The organism is Myxacorys chilensis, from assembly GCF_059505265.1.
In genome coordinates, this window is record NZ_JCACKG010000029.1 from 1 (window position 1) to 2,094 (window position 2,094).

Annotated in this window: 1 protein-coding gene; it reads left to right on the top strand. The window is 63.1% G+C overall.

What is annotated here, in order from left to right:
* A partial coding sequence (tssM, locus tag AC5JLB_RS01585; RefSeq protein ID WP_495872105.1) for a type VI secretion system membrane subunit TssM occupies positions 1 to 2,094 on the top strand: 2,094 nt, incomplete at both ends.

Here is a 2,094-nt window from a genome sequence, read left to right on the forward strand (position 1 = left end):
AACCGGTTGGTTTTCACTTGATCGGGGGGCCGTTCGCTCCTCGGCCGCGCTACGCTATGGCGATATCGGACTGGCGGTCGTGATCGGCCTTGTCCTCGCCGGCCTATGGGGCTGGAGCTATCTGTCCAATTCGACCCTGATAAACGACACCGACCAGTTTGTTGCCGACTATCGCGTATCGGCTGACGACCTGCTCACCGCCTCCACGGTGTCGGACTCCGACGCCATGAAGGTCTTGCCTGCGCTTGATCTTGTTCGCAACAATCCGGTTGGCTACGCCCGAGCCGGCGACCCTACGCCGTTGGGTGAAACCTTTGGTCTCAGCCAGCGCGATCGGCTGGTCGCTGCGTCTGAAGCGGCGTACCGGCAAGCGCTCGAACGCATGCTGCGGTCGCGCCTCATTCTTGGCGTAGAGTCACAGCTCGAAGCAAGCCTCAACGATCCCATTCGAGCTTATGAAGCGCTCAAGGTCTACATGATGCTGGGTGGCAAGGCGCCGGTCACGGATCGCGAGTATATTGCCGCCTGGTTCCGCGAGGATTGGGAACAAAACCTTTATCCTGGGCCCAACAACCGCGCCGCGCGTGAGGATCTCTCCGGGCATTTAATGGCCATGCTGCGTCTGGGCGACGGCAAGCCGCCGACCTTTGAGCTCAATGGTCTGCTGATCGATTCCGCCCAGCGCACCCTGACCCGGTTGACCTTGGCCGAGCAGGCCTACGAATACCTCAAATCCTTGCCGCCCGCGGTGCCGATCGACGACTTCAATGTCGCGGCGCGCGCGGGGCCGGAAGCGGCCTTGGTGTTCGAGACCGTCGATGGCAGCGACTTTGGCGCCATGAACATTCCGGCGCTCTACACCTATCGCGGATTTCACGAGCACTTCCTCACCGAGCTTTCCTCGATTGCCGACCAACTCGCCAGCGAGCAGTGGGTTCGCGGTGAGATCGGGGAAGCCATGGTGACCGAAAGCGAGTTCCAGCAACTCGGACCCAAGCTCCTGGCGCTCTACTCGCGCGATTTCGTCGCTGCCTGGACCGCCGTCCTCGACAACCTCAAGCTCAAGCCACTGCCGGGCGAGAAGCCCGACTACATCGTGCTGTCGGTGATGTCCAACAAGGCATCATCACCGCTCAAGGCTCTGGTCCAGGCCGTCAGCGACGAGACCTCGCTGACCCGTGAGCCGCCTGTCGAAGCCTCGCCCACCGCGGCAATCGAGGGCGCCGTGGGCCAGGCAACAACGCTTGCCGCTCAGACCCTCGCCAGCAGGGCGAGCGGACTTACACGGATCGGCATCAACCTGGCGCTGCAAAAAGGAAGCGGCCGACCCGACGAGACCAGCGCTCCTGCAACGCAAGTGCCTGGCGCCAACGTGGAGGCTCAGTTCCAGCAGTTCTCCCAGCTACTGGAGGGGCAGCCGCCACCGATCGATTCGGTGCTCGACAGTCTCAACGAGGTTTATCGCAACCTCGTCGTCGCAGCGATGACCCCCTCGCAAGCAGGGCAGGCTAATGCCGCCACCCAGTTGCACGTGGCCAACCTCAGCATGAGCGCCTCGCGCCTGCCCGCGCCTTTGCAGCGCATGGTCCGCACAGCAGTAACCGACCTCGAAGGCAGCGCCGCAGGCTCCAGCCTGGCTCAGCTCAACGATGACCTCGCCAACACCGTTACCCGCCTGTGCCAGCAACTGACCGCCAATCTTTATCCATTCTCGCCCGAGAGTGAGCGCGACCTGCCGATGGCCGATTTCGCCCGGCTATTTGCTCCCAATGGCGTCATGGACCAGTTCTTTTCGCAAAAGCTGTTGCCCTTGGCCGACATGAGCGGCGAGACCTGGACCTGGAAGGAAGACACGGCGCTGTGGCGGGAGTTGTCCAATTCCGCGCTGAGAGAGTTCCAGCGAGCTTCCCAGATCCGCGACGCATTCTTCCCGCCCGGGGCAAGCGCTCCGCAGGTGTCGCTCACCATCAGCCATGCCGCACTCGATGCCGCCGCCGAAATGGCGCTGCTCGATATCAACGGGCAGGTGGTCCAGACCCAGCAGGTCGGCAACGTTCCAGTGCCGATCCAATGGCCGGGCAGCGGCGCCGGCGC